This is a genomic window from Cohnella sp. GCM10020058 (assembly GCF_042683485.1).
Taxonomy (GTDB): domain Bacteria; phylum Bacillota; class Bacilli; order Paenibacillales; family Paenibacillaceae; genus Cohnella.
Window position 1 is genome coordinate 291949 of sequence record NZ_JBHUJV010000007.1, and the last position, 20776, is coordinate 312724.

Below are 20776 nucleotides of genomic sequence, written 5' to 3' on the forward strand. Positions count from 1 at the left end.
CATAAAAATTAGGCTATAGCTTGCCTTCCGACGGGGGAGGGTCCGAGCTCGCTAGGCTTCTGAATTCATTAGGCGTAATGCCGTTATACTTTTTAAAGAGGGTGTAGAAATAGTTAATGTTCGCAAATCCGCTGCGAATGGCCGCTTCCTGAACGGTCATCTCCGCATGGTCGAGCAAACGCTTGGCTTGATCCAACCGATAGCGGGTGATGTATTCTCCAAGCGACTCTCCCGAAGCCTTCATGTACAGCGTTCTTAAATACCGGGCGGACAGATCGAATTGCTCCGCGATCAACTCCGGGTTCAAATTCGGATTGGCAAACTCCCGCTCCACGAACGACTGCACTTCATGCATGATGCCGCTATATCGTTCGTACTTTTTGACTGACTTCTGTGAATGGAGGACGACGTTCAGAAGGCCGGCGAACAACTCATTAAGCTTGTCTGAGATCTCATCGAGCGTTTCAAAATTTGCAATATGATTCGCCATGTCGATAAAAGGACCGTAGTGAAGCTCGTCCGCCAGCATCGGATATTTTTGCATGCCCTCCCTCATGGCAATAGCCAGCCGCAGCAATGTCGTCTGTAAGGATGCAACCGAATATCCCCTTGTGCTCTCGATCAACCGATTGCAGTGCTGCCTGACCGATTCGCCGTCTCCGGCCAGCAGCGCCTCGATGATGTGCGTGACGATCTGCTCGAAAAAAACGAATTCCTTCTTTTTAAGTTCTTTGATACCGGATACATAGATGAGCGCGCGAGGACCATAGAAGAGCCTGTAATCAAGCGCCTCCTTGCATAAGTCGACGCTGCCGGGAATTTCATCAATCTCCTCAAGTCCCTCTCCGAGCGAAGCGGATAACGAAAGACCCAAATATTGCTTGATCTTTTCTTGAATATCTTTGACGAGTTCTTCCGTTCTGCCCGCAAATTCTGCGCTATCGACGGCATCCGTATTGATAAGCAGGCATATGCACCCTTCACCGAGATCGACTGCTTCATGGGTGAAGAAAGGCGCTGTCAGCTCTCCGATCACATTAATCATTCCGTAGGACAGCAGCGCACGGTCCTCAAGCGAATATCGGTCGCAATAGCGCTCATAGCGGTCGATCTTGAATAAGACGGTCATAAAACCGATGTCCAGCCGAAATTGGATGCCGTAACGGGCAAGCCGTTTGTGCAGCACGCCTTCCTCCATTTTTCCGGCAGCCAAAGCCCGCAAAAACTGCTGCTTTTTCTCGTAGCCCGCGTTTTTCTCCCTATCGAATTTTCGTTCCATCTCATGAAGTTTGCTGCTGAACAGTCCGTACACGAACTTGGAGATAAACAGCACCGCCAGCACGGACATGAAGGTCACCGCGAGAAAAATGATCAAGGTCCATGTCAGCAGTTGCTTGAGTTTGCCGGATACGGCTTCGTACGGCGTAAACCGGATAAATTTCCAGTTCAGAATCGGAGAAGACACATACGTGATTAGATACTTTTGCCCGTCGATCGTCTTGACGGCATAGCCGGACGCCTCCACCCGGTTTAGGACGGAGCCGAATTCGGGATAATCGGAGATACGGTCCAAGTACCCGAAGCGATCGTTGCCTAATGCGATTAATCCGGCCGAATCGGCAATGACCGTGTCCCCGCTTGTCCGTGGGTCCATTGAATCAATCGTATTTTTCAGCCAGCTCTGAGAGACGTTCAGCACGATCGCATTGTCAATCTGACTGGACTTGCTGTCGTAGAAGACAAAAGAATATACGTCATCTTTCTGCTCCTCATCGAAAACCGGGCTGGTGTAATTGCCGGGGGACTTAATGCGCCGTGCGATTGGCCGCAAGTTATCGACAGCCCCGCTCTTCAGCCTTTGCACGATTTCCTGATCGGGAAAAGAAGCGGCCGGAAACGCCTTTCCGTCGAAATACATACGCTGCGCCCGGGAATTGTAAATATAAATGGAGTTTACAAACGGCAGGTTGATCTTCACCAGCCCCACCTGGCTGAGCAGGGAGGCCGTCTCCAGCTCTCCGAGATCCGTTTGATTCATCAGCTTGAGGACAGAAGGATTCGAATATAGCTGCAGCAGCGTCATTTTAGCCGCCTCGAACATAAAATTCGTACTGTAGCTAATCTGGGACAGCTCTTCGGTGCTATAGGTCCGTACGAGCTTAACGGAATGCTGCTCGGAATTCACGAACATCAAGGAAGACGTAGCGATATTCGCCGCCATCACGATGGCGACGAATAAGAGAAAAATTTTGACGTAGCTAATAAGGGCTACTCTTTTTTTGCGGCCGATAAAGGTGAACATCGCGCACCCCTTTGTGTTCGAAAGCGTGGTCTGACAAAGCTGAAACAAAAGGAAAATCCAAATCATCTCTAAGATGACAGCAGCTTCATCTTCAAGATGATTTGGATGGCTTTCTAATTGCAATGCCGGGCTATTTTTGGGGATCTGTAAGAGACAATTATTTAGACGCGATGAACGCGTCGATTTGCTTTTGCTTTTCCGCGATCAGCTTATCGACACCCGCCGTCTTCAGTTTTGCCAAAAACTCATTGTACTTCTTTTCGGTGTCGCCGCCGAACATGCCCGTATTAAAAGCGGCCTTATATTCATTAACGATGGCTGAGCAGTTCGCGCTTTCTACCTTGACGTTGTCGGGATTAAAGTTGAAGCCGAATAACGTCGATACCTTCGCCGACTCATTCAGCGCCTTCGTTTTAGCCCACACATCGTCCGACTGTGCGCCGCTAATGTACGCATTAAACTGGTTGCCGAACATCCATCCGTAGTTAGGACCGAACTTGGCTCCAGGCAACGATTCGACACGATTGTCGCCCACTTTTTTGTAGTCGACGCCTTCAATGCCCCATACCATCAAATTAAACAATTCCTTGTTCGTATTGAATTGTTCAATCACCATAAGCGCGCGCTCCGGATGCTTAGAGGTAGCCGAGACGGCCGTCATTGTAGCGATCGCGTTGGGCGAAGTCAGTATCGGCTCGCCCAGAGGAATGACGACTTGTTCCGCCTTATAAGTCGTCTTGAGCGTTTCTTCGACGCCGGGCATGAGCGTTGCGACCGAATTGGCCACGTATTTGGCAGGATCAAAGGTCGGTCTGGTTAGCGCATCCTTTGCAATATATCCCTTGCCTTGGAATTCGCTCATCGTCATAACGAAATCCTTAAATTCCGGCGTATCATATTCGTTGAATACCGTCGGATGCGCTTCCGTCGATTTAGCAACCCCGGGCACATCCGTACCGCCGATCGTTTCCCATTCGTAGTAAGGGAAGAAGTAGCTGAATATTTGGTTTTTCATCTGTGCGTTATAAAGCTGATCCGTTTGTTCAGCCGGTTCTCCCGCTTTCACCTTCTCGAGAAACGGCATTAAATCAGACAGTTTCTTGACGCCGGAGGCGTCAAAGCCGTATTTGTCGACTAGCGGTTTTGAAAGGCTTAAACCCGATTGACGCGCAAAAATCTGTTGATTAATACTGGCGTAAATTTTTCCGTTCACTTTGGCGGCATTCCAAATTTCCGGCTTTAATTCCGCATACGTCTGAGGCGCGTATTTAGGCAACAAATCCGTAAGGTCTACGAAAGAGCCCTTGGCGGCATTGGTGAAGTAGTCCAGATAGTAAGGCGAGGTGAAAGCGAGGTCGAATTCCTCCTGTGCATTTAACATCACCGACAGCTTTTGGGTATAATCTCCAATGGGTACATTCACAAACTCGACCGTCGTATTGATCTTTTCCTTCAGGATTTTGTTGATCTCGGCATAGACCGCCGCATCGCCCGGCTTTGTTACACCGAAAAAATAATACTTCAGATTTACAGGCTCAAGCGTTTCCTGTGAAGAGGAGGCGGAGCCTTGCGAGGCAGTCGAGGCGCTTGGCGAATCAGACGTACGCTGATGGCCCGCTTCTTTCGAATCGGAATTCTGACAGCCTGCTGCGACAATCATTGCCGACAGCAGGGGGACAATCGCGGCTATACGGATGTGCTTTCTCATTTGACTGCTGACCCCGTTTCATCCTTTAAATGTTCGAGCTGCAGAATAACGCTTACATCTAGTGAAGCCGTTAAGCGCATCCCTCAACTCGACGAGTTGACTATATAATGGGAAGCAGCACCAAAAATACTGCAATATTGTCCAATAGACTTTAATTCTGTCGCTTTTTTTTAACTATTATCCGATTTTGAAGTCCTTATGACAATAACGAAGCCAGTTAAATAATAGCAAAGAAACCGCGGTCAGAATCCCAAAGGTTCTGACGCACGGTCCCTATGGTGTTGTATTTCATTTACAGATGCTTGAAGAGGAAATCGATTGGCTGATTGCCCGGGTTAAATTCGTGTACGCCTTCGAAGACGGCTGCCTCGAATCGCTGTCCCAAGCCAAGCCGCTCGTAATATTGCCGAGCACAATCGCTTGCTTCGAGAAATCCTTCGACCGCAAAGAGCTCATCCTGCCGGCCCGTCTCGATATATAGCGGCCTGGGACAGATCAATCCGCATACTTCCGGGTCCAAAAACGTGTTGCCGGCGTTCAACCAAGTCCAGTCGGACCAATCGTATGAAAAGCGATTGTTCACAAAGCATGATGAGACAGCGACGCGAATGCGTGTATCTGCGGCTGCGGCGAATAGGGTGTAGAATCCGCCGTATGACAATCCGACCATTCCCACCCTTTTCGCATCCAGATCCTGCCTCCGCAGGAGATAATCCAAGCTTCGCTGCAATTTATAAACCTCGACTGCCGTAATGGAGCCGCCCATCTGTTTCAATTGGTTATCCATCTTTCTGCGATCGTGATTCGGCCCGAAGCGCCCGGCCTCCCACAACAGCAGTTGAGGAGCGAAGACGGCCGCTCCGCGTCTGAGAATTCTGCGCGTCATGTCGTTATAATTTTCCGAGCCGAAAAATCCGGCAGTCAGCTCGGGCGTGCCTTGGCCTCCGTGCTGCGAGATGACGAGCGGGAAGGCCCCCTCGCCCGGCGGCCGAAAAAATAATCCGTAGGCGCTCAGTCCCTCCTGTACCGGGACCACAACTCGGTAAATTTCGCCAAGCGCATCCTCGAAGATAGGGATATACTCAACCTCTTGCTCCGAATCCGCCTCAGGCAGCGTGCGATCCTGTTCCATTACAGGCATACCGAGCATCCCCCTAAAGTCAAGGCGGTAGCGATCAATGCTCTGCTCGTAGGATTGGCTATCGGAAAAGTCCGGCGTAAAATACGCTGCCCTTTTCTCCTCAGACTTACGCCGCAACATGGCAATCCAGGCTTCCAGTTCGTCATGCTGCTGCTCGCGATAGCGATTGCCGGCATCCTCCTTCTCGGAAAAAAGGGGCATGGCATCTGCCGTCAGCCTCTGATCGAACTTGTCGGACGCTCGTTTCACTTCATCACCGCTCTCTCTTTCCTTATTCAGGGCGATACAGGCTCAGCGGCCAGATCGTTATAGAAATAATCGCCAGTACGCGTATTCCAAAGCACATATTCCATACGGGAGAAGTTCGCTGAGGCCGTATTTTGCATCGATTGGCTCGCAAGCGACCACGTCCGGTTCGCTCCCGACAGTTCCTTGATTTGCACGGATACATGGTGTGTGTCGAAGTTCAGATCGAGTATCACCTGATACCACGTATCCGAAAGCAATTGCCCGCTGTTTATTACGGTATTGTCCGAAGCAAGTTTTATATGCAGCGTATCGTCCAGGATTACGGTTGCTATCACTTTGCCGCTATTGTCCCGAAGATTGACGAAGCTTTGCGGGCTGGCGACGCCGCTCTTCTTCATAACCTGGTACGACACGCGCACCTTCCCCGCCAAGCCCGCGGAGCTGTATATTTTGGTGACTGTGGACGGCGAGGTATCGGTTGTCGACGTCTTGTACAGATGCATGCTTTTATCCGCACGCGTCGGCGATTCCTGAATCGTAAAGTAGCCTAGATTAGTAGGCGATACGACATAGCCGGAGGCGCTGCTCATGTTGCCGACTTCATAATCATCGAAAGTCTCATAGATACCGCCCGTGACCGGAGCCGACACCGTCATTGTTTTTGCCGACGGTGCAGTCTCGACTTCATCCTCGTTTCGATCTGTCAACCGGATGGCGGATAGTTCTATTACGGAGGAGGTTGCGACCGTCTTGGCTTTGAAGGTTGCGGCAAAAAGCTTTTTCTCCGTGTAACCGCCAAGCGAAGTGCCCGTACCCGAAAAGACCAAATTCACTGTGCCATACACTGCTTCTGTCGTGCTGATCGTCACGCCTGGCGCCAGCGAAGAGATCGCTTTGAACTCGAAAACGGAAGGATCGTAGGTAATTTCGGCCTCACGCAACGTCAGCGCGCTGTTGGGGACGACCGCACCAGTCAGCGTCACGTTCCGGTTGGAAATCGCGCTGTCAACGCCAGAGAGCGAACCTTCCGGCGCATCCGGAATTGGCCACTCGTCCTCACCCGGCAGATTCAAGTCGGTTTCGCCCAGCGTCATGCTGCCTGAACGGGCGTACAAGCCGAAGTAGCCGTCCTCGGTAATCCGGTCAGGACTCGTATCCAAATACGTGAATACGTTCTGCCCGTCTACGTTTAAAATGATCCGTACGCCGCCGCTCTCGTTCACTGCGCCTGCCTGAACGAAATGCGTCTCGTGAAAAGGAATCGCCGCGTTCGGATACGAGGCGGCGCCCAAACTGTCATATCCGGCGATCTCTCCGAAAAATACGGTCCGTTGGCCCCCTGAAAACCGATGCAGCTCAATGATGTCCGATTTAAAGCAGATCAAATACAAGCTGTTGTCGGCGGCGGTAAAGTCTTTGTCCAGTTTTTGACCCCGCAGAACGATCGAGGGCCAACCGTCCGTTGCATTGATTTTCAGATTCATCGACAGCAACTCGTCGCCGAACGTCTTCTTCTGGTAGAGCGCATAGCCGTTGCCCGGCGTATTTACTTCAAGCGTGTTTGTCCCCTGAGTGATCGTGCCGCTGCTCAGCTTCGAATACCAGCCGCCGGGATCCCTAATGAGTTTGTTGATCGAATAGGCAGGTACATCCAGACTATCCTCGTCGCTGTAATCGACGACATTGACTCCGATCTCCTTGCTGACCGTGATCCCGTTCAATGAAGCGGAGATTGTAATATCTGCTGTGCCGGGCGCGTAGGTCGTCAACAGACCGTAGACGACAGTCGCCACAGACGGATCGCTGCTCTCGAACGTCATCTCTTCCCCGCTGATGATTTGTCCGTAGCCGGTAACGCCCCGCGCTACCCATTGCCGGACGGTACCGGGTACAAAGGTCATGGACGCCGGCAGGATATGCTTCACGTTCTCCAATGCGTAGTACGCTTCTATTTCATTCAGTTCATCATCCACAAAGACGGGCACGATCTTTCTGACCAGGCTGCCATTCCAGAAAACGTGCAGAACGATATCGGACTTGCCCGCATGGATTGCAGTGACTGTGCCATTTGCATCTACGGTCGCTACTGAAGGATCGCTGCTAGTGAAGAACAATTGCGCAGCGGAGATGTCCACCGTCGTCCCACGACCGGCTTCCGCCTGAGGAACAATCTGGAACGTCTGCGCGTTGGCAGAACTCAGATTCACCGCTTCTGGCACCTTCAAATTCTCAATCGTGCCCAAGGCAATGTCCTGATAAGCCGGCTCCAGCCCCGCATTGGCGATGATCGCCTCGGCTGCCGTCGGCCAATTGCCGTCCGGATAGATATGATCGTCCGTCTTGATGATCGAGTCGGAGGAACTTTTATTCCAGAAGGCGCCGGTCGTACTGTAGTTGTCATCCAGACGAATGTCATGCGTATTGATATTTGCGAACGCCCAATAGGTATCGTAGATGTCGTCCCATATCGGTACCTCCCGCAGATCGACGACATTGTTCTCGATCCTCCAGAAGTCCGACGACTGATCCATGTAAATCGTTGCATATCGGTTCATCTGGTTTTTAATATAATTTCCCGAGATAAGATTGGGATTTGCTGCCGTACCTCCGGTTACGCCAAAAGCATAAATGGCGCCTCCGTCAAATATCCCGTCGTCCATGAGATCATGAATGAAGTTGTCCTCCACCCTGACAATTTTGGTCGTTGTCACAGGCGCGTAGACGCTGCCGAAGAAGCTGATACCCGAGTATGGAATATTGAAGATCTCATTGTGGGAAATATCGATATCCATCGGGAAAGCAGCCGTGACCGCCGTCGCTCCCTTGTATTCGACCCCGATGTCGTGAATATAGTTATTTACAATATCGTTATTTTTAAGAATTTGCCGCTCATCCGAAGGATTATAAACAGCGGCGTTCGTCTTGGTGGTCTGCCCTGCATTCACGGCCGACCCCGAAATATCGAAGAAACGATTGCCTTCGATCCGTTGGTTTTGCACGCCCTTCAGCAGGTTGATGCCCGTGCCGCCCATTTTGGAGAAGTCGCACCGTTCGAACCATATATCGTGCGCATACTGCACATTGACGGCAGCTTCGGGCATTTCATAGGTGTTGACCTTATAATTGTTCTGCTCGTCGTTCCAGCCCCCTTCGCTGGTGGGCTGCATCCACGTCGTATAGGCAAAACCGATCCCTTCAAAACGGATATTGCCCGCCAGCGTATCCACGCTGCTACCTTCGATGTTAACCAGATTTTCAAGTACCGGCGCCGTTACGCGGGCTGTTGCCATGTTCTCGCCGGGTCTCGGCTTATAGTAAATGGTCTCGCTCTGATCGTCCAAGTACCATTCTCCTGCTTGATCGATAAACGCATAGGCATTTTCCAGATACCACTGCTCCAAGTGCGAACGGTCCTTCACTGCGCTCCAGAGAGCGGAATTGAGTGCAATTGCAGCCTTGCCGCCCTGATAGGTGATCCCCGTGACACTGATTCTTGGGCTCGTCCACGCTGCCTTGAACACGCTCTCCACATCGTCAGGACGATCCAGATCGGCAAGCCACAGATCGTCGCTCGTATATCCGGCAGCCGTCTTGACTGCATGGGTCAATGGTGCCTCCATCCTTGCCCGGATCGCACGGATGCCGTTGATATAGAGCTGCCTTGTCTGCAGATCGGCAGCCGGCGCGGCGTAAATATTCTTTTCCGCGTCGTACAGCGTCCATCCCGTAAGGTCTCGGCCACCTTCGATGACCGGCTTCTCATTCTCGTAGGCGGCAAAAATCACACGATGCCCACTCGTACCTGAATCCTCTTCGTCCAGCACCAAAGGCGCCGACAGTACGTAGCTGCCCCCGCGCATATAAACGACAATATCGCCGGTCATCACGTCTTTCGCATCACGAACAGACGCCTGTGCTTTTTGTAAAGTTGCGAAGGGAAGCGCTTCGGTGCCCGGGTTGTCGTCGTCGCCGTCCGGCGAAACGTAAAAAGCGGCCTGCACAGAATCCACCGGGTTTTCCGGCTCGTCTCCGTACACTGCGCCTGCAGAGAACACAGCCATCCACACAGCCATCAGCCCTGCCGTTGCCCGCTTGAACTTCTTCTTCATCGCATAGCCTCCTCGAAAATGGACATAATTTGAAATCGCTTTCAATTCAATACAAAATCAGTGTAGCGGGGAACTGCGCTTAGAGAACACTGCAACATCAGCCCATTTGGCTTTAAAATCGGCTACTCCTTTGAGCATGTGCGATTTTAGATTCAAATGCGGCGTGCCTCCGCCCCTCTAATTTGATGTACACACCGTAAATAAAAAGAAAAGACCGCACAACGCCCGTAGTTGTGAGGTCTTTTGCTATAAAATCTATGCCTACTCCCGCCTTTGGTCCAACGATCGTCCGCGAGCTATACCTGCTTCCGGTATTCACCGCTCCGCTTGCGGATGCAGTCCGCAATCTCTACGGATTGCAGCGCGGACGCCACCTCCCCTTCAGGTTTTCTTCCGTTCGCCAGGGCCAGTAGGAACGATTCGTGTTCCTGGTAGAAGCCGTTACTCACCGACATGTCGTCGGCCGGGCCGAGCGAGTCGCCGCGAATTTCCGTTTCCTCCCGACCGCCTGCGAACCGCCGAATCCGGCCCGGCCAGTCGACGGAATGCCAGACAGGCAGTTCGGCAAAATAGGTCTCGTTCAGCAGGGCGACCGAAGCCCGCTCCATAATAAGTCCCTCCGCCGGACAAAAGCTGAGCTGTGCCGACGCCCCCGAAGTCATGCGGGCATGCAAAAACACGTTAGCTACGCCCGGACCGAGCTCAGGCAGTTCCTGATAAGCAAACGTTACACGCTCATAATCCGATCCGGCAATAAAGCGTACGGCGTCGATACCGTGAATAGCCGTTTCGGCAAAATCCTCGTCCCTTCGGTTGTGTCGGTACATGTCGTACCGGATCGAGCGGATGTCCTCCGGGCGGTGCGCCTCTTCCACCAGACGCTTCAGTTCTGTCATTACCGGCATATACCGGCGATTGAACGCTACACGGTTCGCGGCACCGCTGCGCTCCGCCGCACGGACGATTGCCTCGGTCTCCTCTCGGTTTAGGCCTGGGGGTTTCTCCACCAGCAGCGGGTATCCCTGCCCCAGAATGTCGACGGCGAGCCGGGAAGTCAGATGGCCAGGCACGAGGAGGCAGACAACGTCCGGCCTCTCCGCTTCCAGCATCGTCGTCAGGTCGGTATAATGCCTGCCAAAGCCGAAATTTGAGGCAAAGGACGCCGCCTTGCTCTCTTCCGTATCGCAGCAGGCGGCGAGACGCAGGCCGGGGTATGTTTCGGCCAACCTCCGGTAGGCCGGGCCATGGACCGACTCCGCGATATAGCCGCAGCCAACAAGGCATATCGATAATTGCATAGCTGTCTCCTCCGATTGTTCAGTGCAATTTACATTTCAGATCCGGATCGGCTACTGCCAGCAGTGTTCTCATATAGGATTCCTCCATAACCGCCGTACGGCCATCCCATCCGCCTGTTCGCCTGTGGTTGGTCAGATCGCCAGCCAAATTGCACAGTTCCTCTATTATAAAATCAAACGTTCCGAATGCGAATACAAACGGAACCGTCAAAAGTTACAGTCGCTTATTTCGTAAGTAATCAGGGTTTAAATTCAGTATTTATCGGGGCTCGCGCGAAAAAGAAAGGGTTTTCATAGCGATTCCATCCATGCTAGATTTTTGTATGTATCGTTCGATGGCGGGTCGAACATACGCATGTTTTTAATGTAGTTGCAATTTGGTTTTGTTTGAGCTCGTTGCTTCTCAAATCCATCTGAACAGGGAGGAAAAGTAATGAATGGTAAAGTACGGGCGTATTTTCATGCTGCGTTAAGCATCATCCTGTTGGCTCCGTTGTTGTATGGAGTACCCCAGACAAAGGTATATGCGGACACGCCCGTCTTCACGACGGAGCATATCTTCGAAGCGGAGGACGGCGAAGCGCTGTCCCCCTGGCAGAGCTTCACGAATACGAATGCATCGAAGTCCACCTATCTGGCGGTGCCTGCTTCCAACGCCAAGCAAGACCCCCCGACAACTGCGGACGAACTTTCTTATCCGCTTCAGGTCGATACGGGCGGAAGCTACAAAATCTGGGCGCGCGTGCTGGCGGTCGACAGCGGCTCGGATTCGTTCTTTTGGTCCGTCGACGGCGGAAGCTATCAGTCGTACGCTATGTCGTCCACGTCGCCGGACTGGGTATGGATCGTCTTGACGACCGTCACCCTGAGCGCCGGGGAGCACGAGCTGAAGATCAAGTATCGCGAGCCGAAGTTTGGCATCGACCGGCTGTTGGTGACCTCGCTGGCCAGTTATACGCCTACGGGAATCGGGACGGATCCGGGCAAGTTCTTCGTCGATCGGATGTTCGAAGCCGAGGACGGGACAGTCTCTTCACCTTGGCAAACCTATAGCGGCGGAACGAGCGTGTCCGGCTCCGTCTATGTGAAAGCGCCTTCTCCAAGGTCTTTGCAAGCAACGGCTTCCGATCCGCCGGAGCTGTCCTACACGGTCAACGTGGATTCAAGCGGAAGCTACAAAATCTGGGCGCGCGTGCTGGCCCAGACGACGGGGTCGGATTCGTTCCATTGGGCAATCGATAGCGGGTCCTACCAGGCCTATCATATGGGCTCGCAATCGGAGGAATGGGTATGGATCGCGATTACGACGACTACCCTCTCTGCCGGCACCCACGAGTTAAAGATCAAGTACCGGGAGCCCGATATGGGCTTCGATCGGCTTCTGGTCACCGGGCAGACCTCGTTCGTTCCGACCGGGATCGGCATGGACCCGGGCGTCAACCCGACGGATACGCTATTCGAGGCGGAGTCGAGCGTGATCCGCTCGCCCTGGCAGTCGTATCCGGGAGACGCGCTTTCCGTATCGGGAGCGACTTATCTGATGGTGCCTTCGACCTATTCAGCTCAAAGCGCTCCATCGGCGTCGCTGGAATTGAACTATCGGATTCAGGCGTCGAAGAACGCGGCGCATAAGTTCTGGGTGCGGGTACGCGCACCATCGGCGATGTCGGATTCGTTCTATTGGTCCGTCGATGGCGGCGCCTATCAGACCTATCATATGGGCTCTCAATCTGAGAACTGGGTATGGGTGAACTTCGCTTCGACAACATTGACACCGGGGGAGCATGAGCTGCGAATTAAGTACAGGGAAAGCGGCATGGGCTTCGACCGGCTGATCGTGAGCGCGAAAAACGGCTACACGCCTTCCGGGCTCGGGTCTCCGCCGGACGGCAATCTCTCCTGGAACAATCCCTATGACGCGCCTCCCGTCACGCCGCCTGCGGAACATCCGAGATTGTTCGTCCGCGCAAGCGGACTGGACGAGATTCGCGATAGACTTGGCGACGGAGAGGTGGCTGAGGCATGGGGGCGCATGCTGATCGCCGCGCAGCACGCGTATACCGGTACGTTGGCAGCTCCGGCATCGGGCGCAACCAACTACAACGCGGAAGTCATGAAGACAATCAAGGCCAAAGCACTTCTCTATTTGCTGAATGAGGACGAGGACAGCGGGGAAAAAGCGGTCGAGATGATGTCCAACTATCTGGACACGATCGTCATGCCGCAGACGATAGCAAGTATCACCCGGCAGATGGGCGAGGTGCTGACGCTCGGCGCGATCGTCTACGACTGGTGCTACCCGCTGATGAATACCTCTCAACGCAGAGACTTCGTCGAACATTTCGTCGAGATTGCAGCGCAGATGGAGATCGGCTTCCCACCGACCGGTCAAGGGGCCGTTACCAGCCACGGCTCCGAAGGGCAGCTGCTACGCGATCAGCTCAGCGTCGGAATCGCCGTCTACGACGAGACGCCTGCGATCTACAATATCGTGGCGGGCCGGTTTTTCCAAGATTACGTAGATGCCCGGAATTACGGTTATGAGGCCGGCGCACAGCATCAAGGCGACTCTTATGGACCTTATCGCTATCAATGGGACGTGTTCGCCTCCTGGATATTTAATCGCATGGGCGCGGGCGATGTATTCGACGAGACGCAGGAAGACACACCTTACCAGTGGATCTATGCGCGCAGACCGGATGGACAGCTCATGCGGGACGGCGACACCTTCCAGTCGGTGACGGCGCTCGGTCAATATTGGTCCGATCCGATGACCTACATGCTCCCTGCGAGCTACTACGGAGATTCGGTTCTGAAGCACGAATATTTGCGGCAAGCCACATACAATACCACGATGGACGATTTGTGGATCATTCTGCTGGATGACCCGTCGGTTCCATCCGAGAGCGAGGAAAAGCTGCCGCTGACTCGTTATTTCGGCGAGCCTTACGGCATGATGACCGCGAGAACGGGTTGGGCCGGCGGCGTACGATCGTCCGCCGTCGTGGTGACGATGAAGATCGGCTCCACCTGGTTCGGCAATCACCAGCACCTCGACGCAGGACAGTTCCAACTCTACTACAAGGGCGGTCTCGCCATCGATTCCGGTGTGTACCAAGGCACTCTCGGCGGCTACGGCAGCTCCCACGACATGAATTACAACAAGCGGACCATCGCACACAATGCGATGCTCGTATACGATCCGAATGAGTCATTTCAATACTACACAAGCGTGGCGAACGACGGAGGTCAGCGCATTCCGAACAATGGCACCGAGCCTCCGACACTCGATTATCTTACGGATCCGGCCAACGGGTACGATACCGCACAAGTGGATGCGCACGGCGTTGGCCCCGACGAAGCGACGCCGGATTACAGCTACATCAAGGGGAACCTGACGGATGCGTACTCGGCGGACAAGATGGACGATTACAAGCGATCGTTCGTATTTCTGAATCTGAAGAACGACGAGCATCCCGCGGCGCTGGTCGTCTTCGACAAGGTGAGCGCCGCCGAAGCGGAGTTCAAGAAGACTTGGCTGCTGCACAGCCAGACGGAGCCGACCGTCTCGGGCGATACAGTGACGATCGAGCGGACGGACAACGGCTACAACGGCAAGCTGGTGAATCGTACGCTGCTCCCCGCCTCCGGCAACTTATCCATCGCGAAGATCGGCGGAAGCGGAAGCGAATTCAAGGTCGGAGCGACGAACTATCCGCAGAGTCAATCCTTCTCGGCGAATAGTGCGGAAGCGGGCGCATGGCGAATAGAAGTATCGCCGGAAGAAGCGGCGCAGACCGACCTGTTCCTGAACGTCATGCAAGTGATGGATGCCGACGGTGGCCCGGCCCCGCTGACGACGGAAGCGATCGATTCGGCGACGATGACGGGCGTTCTGATCGCGGATCGAGCGGTGCTGTTCGCCAAGAGCGGCGAATCGATTGCGTCTTCGGCAAGCTTTGAGCTTCCCGTCGGCGCCGATGACGTACGGGTACTCGTCACCGATCTGAGCCCGGGTTACTGGACGGTTGTTCGCAGCGGCGAGACCGCGGCCGTCCAATACGAGGTAAAAGAAGAAGACGGCACCCTGTATTTCGAAGGCGGCGAAGCCGGGGAGTACACGTTGACGCATGCGAGCACACGGAGCCTTCCGGCGCCGGATGAGATCGAAACGCTACCCGTACAGCCCGAAGCAGCAGGGATCCTGCTGACGGTCGACGGCTCGGAGCCCGACTTCAACGGGAATCCGCCAGTGCTCTCGAACGGCGTCCTGACGGTACCTTACGAACCGATGGCATCGGCGATTCGCGCGAAGGCAAGCTTATCGGGTACGGCGCTGACCTTGCGCCGGGGCGGCGTGGAGGCTAAACTGGCTGTGGGAAGCGACGAGCTCGACATTGACGGAAAGACCGTTCTGCTGCCTGCGGAGGTCGAACTGAGGGGGACGACCGTATATGTTCCGCTAGAGGCTTTCGTACTAGCCGGCTGGATCAAGACCGATTGGGACGAATTTTTCCGCAGGTCCACGGTGCGTACGGTGCAGTCGATGACCGAATACGCCGTCGAAGCGGTCAGCAGCGGCGACGGGGACGGAGAACTGGCTGCGGATGGCGACACGCAGACGTATTGGAGCGCCGAAAGTGGCGACGCCTGGCTCCTCTACGATCTCGGCGCCCGCCGGAAATTCAACGAAGTCGATCTTGCCTGGTACAGGGCTGACGAACGAACTTACCCATTCGAGCTGCTCGTGTCCGAAGACGGATTGACATGGTCGCCGGTATACAGCGGCGAGAGCGCAATCGGAGCCGACGGCGCGTACGAAGCCGTTACGTTCGATAGGATCGAAGCACGTTACGTGAAGCTGATCGCCGAAGACGGCTTTCATGCGCTGGCCGGCGACGGCGACGATGCGGAACTGCGGGAGATGCGCATCGCTACGCCATACTACCCGGTGAATGAAGTACGCATGTCGGACGGATCGTCGACACCGGGCGAGAATGCGATCGACGGTCATGCGGATACGATGTGGACGGCTGAGGGAGACGGCATGTGGATCGAATTCGATCTGGGAACCTCTCTGCCCGTCGCGGGAGTAGGCACCGCTTGGTATAGAGGAACCGAGCGGCTGCAATATTACGATATTCTACTGTCGGACGACCGGACGAATTGGACGACAGTCTTCGAAGGCTCAAGCAGCGGCACGACCAACGCGTTGGAGGATGTCTCATTCACGCTGACAAACGCTCGTTATGTGCGTATTGTCGGTCACGGCAATAGCCTGGTCGGCAACAACTGGAACTCGCTTACGGAAGCTGTCGTATACAAGCCGCAACCCTAATCGTCAACGTCAAAAGCAAAGAGAGACGTACGTGTTACTCCAACGGCTGTTCCGTCGGCCGCCGCTATAAATGAAGAAGTAAAGGCCTGTGAATCTGCTTGTTCCGCACTGGAACTACAGGTCACAGGCCTTCACCTTTTCGTAGACCGACAATCCGAATCCCATTCAGCCTCTTTGGATCTCCGTCAACCGGAACCGAAGGCTGTCGCGTCACCACTTGTCGGCATTCTCCCACTCGCCTCCGGTCCCGCTACTCCTGCTCCCGCTCTTTCCTCATCTGCCGTTGCGCCTGCTGATAGTCGCTAGGCAGCATGCCGGAATAGCGGACGAACAGCCTCGACAGCATCTCCGCATTGCAGCCGACCATCTCCGCCACCTCCTTCAGCTTCTTCTCCGGATACTCCTCCATAATGCGAACCGCTTTGCCGTGTCTATACTCGCTCAAGTAATCCTTGAAGTTGCGCCCCGTGGTGCTCTTGAACAGCGCCGATACATAGTTTCGCGACAGGTTCAAATAATCCGCCAGATCGAACAGACTGATTTCCTTACTGTAATTCCGCTGAACGTAATCGATCATTTTCTCCGCGAGTCCGGTGTTCGACTTCTCCTGCTCCTTGGCGAACCACGAGGCGAGCAGGCCGAACGTATCGAACGCCTTCCGTTGCAGGTCTTCATAGGATTCGCTGGCGCGAAAATGTAATTCGAGCATGTTGCCGTTCCCGAACAGCGATGCGGTGTCGATGTTTGAGCCGTCAATGATGCGGTTGACGGTCGCGTCGAGCATCATGGACAGCTGCGGATAATCGGAGCCGCGCTCGCAGCGGTTCGTCTGAATGATTTCTTCCAATGTAGACTGCCATACCGAGGTTTTGCAATGAATGACAGCGTTGATCAGCGCCTGCTCCGATTGCAGCGGGAAGTAGACGCTATCCTTGCGCGTCGGCTTGATCTCGTCCGCCGCTATCACCTTCGAGCTGAAGTTCAAATATTCCTGCGTGTCGGCGATGCGCAGCGCCTGCTTGTAGGAAGCGGTTACCGTCGCGAGCCGTTCGCTTGGAGGACCGATGACGGCGCTGATCTCAAGGCCGAACGCCGGCTCGACGTTGAGGATCGTGTTGCGCAGCCGTTCGGCGGTGGCGTCCGACTCCTCCGTCGATACGAGCAGCACCTGTGTATTCGAATTCATATCGACGATGCGGCAAAACTCGCAATGCGAAAACATTTCTGCCAGCGCGGCATCCAGCCGCAGCTTGGATTCAAAGGCAGCCGAATGCGCAAAGCCTCCCCCGAACGACTCCGTCTCCTCGAATTTGAACAGGATTGCCGTCACCGGACCCATCGGCTGCAAATTCGGATGCTGCCTGATGCCTTCCGCGATTTTCTCCGCCGGCAGCAGGCCAATGAGCAGGTCATGAAGGAATTTGTTCTCCATCGATGCGCTGATCTTCTCTAGCGATAGCGTCATCGTTTCCACGTCGGTGTGCAGCGTCTCGATCGTACTCTTGATATGCGCGAATTCGTCCCCTACCGGAAGCGGCTCGCCGGTCGTCCGCAGCACGCCCTTGATCGGCGTATACATCCTTTTTGTAATGAGCGTCATCAATCCGATGCTGGCGGCTAGAGCAATCAGTCCGCTCGACGCGATCAGCAGCAGCGTCGGCGTCCACACTTGCTGCGGCTTCGTCACATATACGTACCGAAATCCGGTTACGCTCGACGGCTCTGTCGTAAGAATATTTCCGGATTGCTTCAATCCTTTATCCAGCACGGCGGTCAGCTGCTCCCGATTCATACTGCCCGTGGAAGCGACAAGCTCGTTCCGGTAGAACACGGCAAGTGTGCCGCTTCCCAGCGCATCGATATGGAACAGCTGGTTCTCATAGAAAGAGGTGAAGATATAAATCGGCTGAGGGTAACCCATCCATTCGCTGCGGGCGACGACATACATTTGCCGGCCTTGCCTGTCTTGCGCGTCGAGCACCTGCATCGGAACGCTGCGATTGTCGTTGAACCGCTTGATGACCTGTTCGAGCGTCTCGTTCCCTATGTAGAACGCTTCCTGAAAGACTTTGAAGCTGCCGGTGCTGTTGTTCAGGATATAATAGTCGTCTGTATATTTCGTAATCGCCATAGCATGCTTTGAACCGGGAACGAGTCCGTACGCGCCGCTGACGAAGTTTACGAATTTCAGCTTCTCATAGCTCGTGAGAAAATTAGCCAAATATTTTTTCGTATATTCCGACACATTCAGCATAAGTCCCATCTGCTGCAGCGACTGCAGCCGGAAGTCGGTATACTCGCCAAGCTGGCTTGCAGTCGCTTCCAAGCCATCGTCGTAATCATGTCGGGACGGAATCCAATAGAAGCCTATGAAGACGGTTTCAAGAAGCAATGTGTAAATAACGGCGATCCCTGTGAACGCCCGAAACATTTTCCGGTAATAACGCATGACGAAAATCCCTCTCTTCCAAATATAAAACGCATTCATTGTCATTTTATTATAAAGACATTAGCGAGCAATGCGAAGAAGAATGGAGCATGCAAAAGTTCCGGTCGGCAATTCCGTAAGAAATACAGGTTCGAAATCGGTATTTTTAAGGGTAGCCACGAGAAAGAAAGGGTTTTCATGCTAATCTACCCATGATACATTTCTCGATGTAAGGTTCGCCGGCGAACCGAATATAGAAATTGGCTGAAAGCAATTACAGTAGAAAGACATACCTTTCAGGCCAGAGGAAGGATGATTCGCGCTTGAAAGCCGTATCTGCAATTGCACAAAAGACATCCGCTTCACCTGCTCGCCGTAAATCCGAGCTGTTTGTCTCACTCTCACGCGACAAGTATTTGTATCTCATGCTCATGCCATTTGTCCTTTATTACTTCGTCTTCTATTATTTTCCTCTACATGGACTGCGAATGGCATTCATGGATTACAAGCCTTTCCTCGGCATGAGCGGCAGTAAGTGGGTCGGCTTCGACAACTTCACCACGTTCTTCCATGGCCCTTTCTTCACGAGAATCATAAAGAATACGCTGATGATCAGCTTATACAATTTGATCTTCGCGTTCCCGATTCCAATCGTTCTGGCGATTCTGTTCAATGAAGTAAGGAAGAAAAAGTTCCGCGTCCTCGTGCAGACGATCTCCTACATGCCACACTTCATCTCCACGGTGGTGATCGCCGGGTTGGTTGTGAACTTCCTGTCGCCTTCCTCCGGGATCGTGAACATTCTTCTCGAGAAGCTCGGGTTCGACAGCATCTACTTCTTGACTAAGCCCGAATATTTCCGAGCTATCTTCGTCTTGCAGGGAATTTGGGCCAGCGCGGGATTCGCATCCATCATCTACTACTCGTCGCTTATGTCGATCGATTCGGCGCAATACGAAGCCGCGATGATTGACGGTGCCGGCCGTTTCAAGCAGATCTGGCATATCACTTTGCCGGGCCTGTTGCCTACGATCGGCATTATGCTCCTGCTTAGCATCGGCAACCTCATGAACGTCGGCTACGAGATGATTATTCTCCTTTATCAGCCGATCACTTACGACACCGCCGATGTGATCGGAAGCTATGTCTACCGTCTCGGCATGCAGAACGCGAATTATTCAATGTCCACGGCCGTCGGGCTGTTCAACGGCGTCGTATCGCTCTTTCTGGTCATGACCGCCAACCGTATTTCCAAGAAAATCAGCGACGTTTCCATCATGTGAGGAAGGAGAATCGAGTTGAATCGAACAAAAGGCGAGAAAGCATTCGGCGTGTTCAACATCGGCATCATGTCGATCATTATGATTCTTACGCTATATCCTCTTTATTACGTAGTCATTGCCTCCTTCTCGGATCCGATCGCGGTAGCGACCGGCGCAGTAACACTGCTTCCGCACGGCTTCGCTCTCGCTTCGTTCAATAAGGTCATTCATATGGACAACATCTGGACGGCTTACGGCAATACCGTATTCTATTCCGTATTCGGCACCCTCATCAGCCTGGTACTGACTATTCTCGGCGCCTATCCGCTGTCCAAACGGCGGTTGAAAGGGCGTAAGCTGTTCACCCTCTTCGTGCTTATTACGATGTGGTTCAGCGCAGGCATGATGCCGACCTACTTGAACTTTCAGAACCTGGGCCTGCTCGATACCCGTTTGGGCGTTCTGCTCTGCTTCGCCGTCGATTCGTTTAACGTCATCCTCATGCGGACGTTCTTCGAGAACGTGCCCGATTCCATGGAGGAATCCGCGAAGGTGGACGGCGCGAGCGACTGGACGATCCTGACACGGATCTATTTGCCGCTGTCCGTGCCTGCACTTGCCACGATTACGATGTATTACTTCGTCGGCCGCTGGAATGCCTACTTCTGGTCGATGCTTCTCATTAAAGATCAGAGCAAAGTGCCATTGCAGGTGTTGTTGAAAAAATTGATCGTTCAGGTCTCCTTCAACGTCAACGAAGCTGTCGATTTAAGCGCCACGGCCATGTCGGAGCAGACCATCGTGTACGCTACGATCGTCATCGCCGTGCTTCCGATGCTCATTCTTTATCCGTTTATTCAAAAGTTTTTTGTCAATGGCATTATGGTTGGCGCGATCAAAGGCTGACCCTGCTCATCACGTACTCATCCGATTAAGGAAAG

At 53.6% G+C, this 20776-nt stretch carries 9 protein-coding genes; 3 read left to right on the plus strand and 6 right to left on the minus strand.

Annotated features, from left to right (window positions below):
- Positions 1-13: 13 nt before the first annotated feature.
- The 5 genes from ACFSR7_RS11560 to ACFSR7_RS11580 form a co-directional block, all read right to left on the minus strand.
- The gene (locus tag ACFSR7_RS11560) at positions 14-2302 is read right to left on the minus strand and encodes a helix-turn-helix domain-containing protein (protein ID WP_378161594.1); all 2289 of its coding nucleotides are present in this window, start codon (positions 2300-2302) and stop codon (positions 14-16) included.
- 157 nt (positions 2303-2459) lie between these two features.
- The gene (locus ACFSR7_RS11565) at positions 2460-4010 is read right to left on the minus strand and encodes an ABC transporter substrate-binding protein (RefSeq protein ID WP_378161596.1); all 1551 of its coding nucleotides are present in this window, start codon (positions 4008-4010) and stop codon (positions 2460-2462) included.
- A gap of 292 nt (positions 4011-4302) precedes the next feature.
- Positions 4303-5400 (minus strand): alpha/beta hydrolase family protein, encoded by a 1098-nt coding sequence (locus ACFSR7_RS11570; protein WP_378161597.1) that lies wholly within the window; start codon positions 5398-5400, stop codon positions 4303-4305.
- A 26-nt stretch (positions 5401-5426) separates the two neighbouring features.
- Complete coding sequence (locus ACFSR7_RS11575; RefSeq protein WP_378161599.1) at positions 5427-9509, minus strand: Ig-like domain-containing protein; 4083 nt, start codon at positions 9507-9509, stop codon at positions 5427-5429.
- 296 nt (positions 9510-9805) lie between these two features.
- Complete coding sequence (locus tag ACFSR7_RS11580) at positions 9806-10807, minus strand: Gfo/Idh/MocA family protein (protein WP_378161601.1); 1002 nt, start codon at positions 10805-10807, stop codon at positions 9806-9808.
- 433 nt (positions 10808-11240) lie between these two features.
- On the opposite strand from ACFSR7_RS11580, the gene hepB reads away from it, so the two are divergent.
- On the plus strand, positions 11241-16145 hold the full coding sequence (hepB, locus tag ACFSR7_RS11585) for a heparin/heparin-sulfate lyase HepB (protein ID WP_378161602.1): 4905 nt from the start codon (positions 11241-11243) through the stop codon (positions 16143-16145).
- 250 nt (positions 16146-16395) lie between these two features.
- On the opposite strand, the gene ACFSR7_RS11590 is transcribed toward hepB, so the two are convergent.
- Positions 16396-18594, minus strand: coding sequence for a helix-turn-helix domain-containing protein (locus ACFSR7_RS11590; protein WP_378161604.1), 2199 nt, complete (start codon positions 18592-18594; stop codon positions 16396-16398).
- Positions 18595-19070: 476 nt separating this feature from the next.
- Here ACFSR7_RS11590 and ACFSR7_RS11595 point away from each other — a divergent pair, with 476 nt between their 5' ends.
- The gene (locus ACFSR7_RS11595; protein ID WP_378161606.1) at positions 19071-19856 is read left to right on the plus strand and encodes an ABC transporter permease; all 786 of its coding nucleotides are present in this window, start codon (positions 19071-19073) and stop codon (positions 19854-19856) included.
- A 15-nt stretch (positions 19857-19871) separates the two neighbouring features.
- Entirely contained in the window at positions 19872-20741 is an 870-nt protein-coding gene (locus tag ACFSR7_RS11600; RefSeq protein WP_378161608.1) for a carbohydrate ABC transporter permease, read from the plus strand.
- Positions 20742-20776 lie beyond the last annotated feature (35 nt).

Bases quoted from the DNA above. Each gene is read 5' to 3' on its own strand.
- ACFSR7_RS11560 (WP_378161594.1), bottom strand. From the start codon at position 2,302: ATGTTCACCTTTATCGGCCGCAAAAAAAGAGTAGCCCTTATTAGCTAC.
- ACFSR7_RS11575 (WP_378161599.1), bottom strand. From the start codon at position 9,509: ATGAAGAAGAAGTTCAAGCGGGCAACGGCAGGGCTGATGGCTGTGTGG.
- ACFSR7_RS11565 (WP_378161596.1), bottom strand. From the start codon at position 4,010: ATGAGAAAGCACATCCGTATAGCCGCGATTGTCCCCCTGCTGTCGGCA.
- ACFSR7_RS11590 (WP_378161604.1), bottom strand. From the start codon at position 18,594: ATGCGTTATTACCGGAAAATGTTTCGGGCGTTCACAGGGATCGCCGTT.
- ACFSR7_RS11595 (WP_378161606.1), top strand. From the start codon at position 19,071: ATGGATTACAAGCCTTTCCTCGGCATGAGCGGCAGTAAGTGGGTCGGC.
- hepB (WP_378161602.1), top strand. From the start codon at position 11,241: ATGAATGGTAAAGTACGGGCGTATTTTCATGCTGCGTTAAGCATCATC.
- ACFSR7_RS11580 (WP_378161601.1), bottom strand. From the start codon at position 10,807: ATGCAATTATCGATATGCCTTGTTGGCTGCGGCTATATCGCGGAGTCG.